The following is a 2,105-nucleotide window of genomic DNA, read 5'->3' as shown; positions in this document are numbered from 1 at the left end:
AGGGCGACCGATGCCGGATCGAGGCAGAAGCGGGGCCAGTAACTCCCACTCTTGGTCGGAGAGTTCATGACGACGGCGCACTCAATCATCATGGACCACTCCGGCGATCCTTTGAAGACGGACCGTAATCCTGAAAGATCAGTAGCCTCGCCGTTTCGGTTGGGTTCAGGCCGGAATAGTCGATCTCGATCGATCGGTGTTTGGCCTGTGGCTGCGTGCGGCATGGTGAGGTCCCGACACTGTGGTCGAGGAATCCTGATCCTTCTGGTCGTGGGCGGGCAGGGCCCTCGGCCACCCCGTCCGGGACCTGATCACAACCTTGCCTAGGCAGAAGCGGAAGTGCCGTTCCTGCGGCGACGGTGCCAGTGCCTCTCCCCGCAACAGTGCCGCGTCCGACTCCTCCGCTGTGAAAGCGTCTCACCGGGCCTCTGGCCAGTACTGGGCAACGTCGGGAAGAACGATGTCCCCGATGCGGTCAACAACGCCGACGATCGCGGGCAGGTCCGGAGAGTCCGGCTCGAAGCCGGATGACCTGCCTTGAACGGCTCGAACCCGAGGATGATTCACCCTCCTCCTCCGCGCCCCACAGCACAGGGGGAGAGCGGAGGCACGTAGGGGTTGATCAGCTTTTCCCGGACAAGGGAATCCCGTCGGCCTCCGGGCTGGTTGAACATGGCCTTGCGAAGAACACGCCCTGCTCGCTGGTGATGACTGCGGTGAAGTCCGAGCTGAACCCGTGAGATGAGACCCGGGCGTCGGCGACATCTCCGGTGTACGGGTGGATCAGTTCCCGGAAGTGGGGGTCGGGCAAATCAGCCACGCCAGGCCCCTCGCGGTCGATCTGGCTATCACCTTCGGCGAAGATCTGGAAGACTGCACGACTCAGGGCTGAGAGGGAGAGTGCCTGAAAGATCGTGTAAGTCTGTGATGTGACAAGGTTGGCCGGGCCCCCGATGTGGGCCTTGACCAGCCGGGACGGACAGACATGAACGACAAGGAGATCCTGGCCGTCGAGGCGGTCGCGGACAAGCTGGTGGACGAGGTCGTCGAGCGGCTGATGGACCGTGCCGACGCCTCGGGGGCGGCTCTGCTGGGCGAAGGTGGTCTGCTGACGGAGGTGACCCGGGCGTGCTGGAGTGGGCCCTGGACGCGGAGATGACCGAGCGTCTCGGCTACAAGAAGCACGATCCGGCGGGCCGGGGGCTCGGGCAACAGCCGCAACGGCACATCACCGAAGACGGTGCTGACCGACGCTGGGGCGGTCATGCTGGCGGTACCGAGGGACCGTGACGGCTTGTTCGAGCCGCAGCTGGTGACGCGAGGTGGCTGGCGGGGTTCAACGACCAGGTTCTGTCGCTGTACGCGCGAGGCATGAGCGTGCGGGACATCCGCTCGCACCTGGCCGGCATGTACGGCATCGAGATCTCGCCCGACCTGATCAGCAAGGTTCACCGACGCCGTCACCGACGAGCTCGACGCCTGGCAGACGCGTCCGCTGGACGCGGTCTGGCCGATCATCTACACATTGACGCGCTGTGGGTGAAGATCCGCTCCGGACCAGTGGTCTCCCGGCCGGTCTACCTGGCCGTCGGGGTGGACATGGACGGCTGAAAGGACGTGCTCGGGCTGTGGGCCGGCGGCTAGGGAGAAGGCGCTACGACCTGGATGACAGTGATGACAGTGATGACAGTGCTGTCCGAGCTCCGCAACCGCGGGGTCGAGGACGTGTGCATCGTCGCCTGCGACGGCCTGAAGGGCCTGCCCGACGCGTCACCGCAACCTGGCCCAAAGTCAACGTGCAAACCTGCGTGATCCACCTGATCCGGGCATCGCTGAGATTCACCGCCAAAGCCCACCACGCGAAGCTGGTCACGGAACTGAAGGTGATCCAGACGGCGCCGACCGAACAGGCCGCCGAACAGGCCCTCGCTGAATTCGCTGCGGGCGAGCTGGGCCAGCGGTATCCCGCGATCGTGCGGACCTTAGAGGACGTCTGGTTCGCGTAGTTCATGAGTGATTGCGTTTTATGCGTCTCGCCAGGTAGAGGTGGATTCTCCGGTTGCTCGCTTGGCCAGGTTGGCGATGGCGGCGAGGCGGATCATGCT

The 2,105-nt window shown here is 64.6% G+C and carries 3 protein-coding genes and 1 pseudogene; 3 read left to right on the top strand and 1 reads right to left on the bottom strand.

Going from position 1 to position 2,105, the window contains the following annotated elements:
• Nucleotides 1–622: 622 nt before the first annotated feature.
• Nucleotides 623–820 (bottom strand): hypothetical protein, encoded by a 198-nt coding sequence (locus tag ACFPP6_RS36370; protein WP_382051130.1) that lies wholly within the window; start codon nucleotides 818–820, stop codon nucleotides 623–625.
• A 165-nt stretch (nucleotides 821–985) separates the two neighbouring features.
• Between ACFPP6_RS36370 and ACFPP6_RS36365 the strand changes: the two genes are divergently transcribed.
• From ACFPP6_RS36365 to ACFPP6_RS36355, 3 genes and pseudogenes are all read left to right on the top strand, one after another.
• Nucleotides 986–1,159 (top strand): hypothetical protein, encoded by a 174-nt coding sequence (locus ACFPP6_RS36365; RefSeq protein WP_382051129.1) that lies wholly within the window; start codon nucleotides 986–988, stop codon nucleotides 1,157–1,159.
• Nucleotides 1,160–1,240: 81 nt separating this feature from the next.
• The gene (locus tag ACFPP6_RS36360) at nucleotides 1,241–1,375 is read left to right on the top strand and encodes a transposase (protein ID WP_382051128.1); all 135 of its coding nucleotides are present in this window, start codon (nucleotides 1,241–1,243) and stop codon (nucleotides 1,373–1,375) included.
• Nucleotides 1,372–2,006 (top strand): annotated as a pseudogene (locus tag ACFPP6_RS36355) (IS256 family transposase). The gene ACFPP6_RS36360 and the pseudogene ACFPP6_RS36355 overlap by 4 nt, the downstream one beginning before the upstream one ends.
• Nucleotides 2,007–2,105: the final 99 nt, after the last annotated feature.

The sequence above is a fragment of the Streptomyces aureoversilis genome (assembly GCF_042657885.1).
In the GTDB taxonomy this organism is placed as follows: domain Bacteria; phylum Actinomycetota; class Actinomycetes; order Streptomycetales; family Streptomycetaceae; genus Streptomyces; species Streptomyces aureoversilis.
The sequence above is the reverse complement of the archived record's forward strand: the minus strand, read 5'-3'. Positions and strand labels throughout refer to the sequence as shown.

Bases quoted from the DNA above. Each gene is read 5' to 3' on its own strand.
- ACFPP6_RS36365 (WP_382051129.1), top strand. From the start codon at position 986: ATGAACGACAAGGAGATCCTGGCCGTCGAGGCGGTCGCGGACAAGCTG.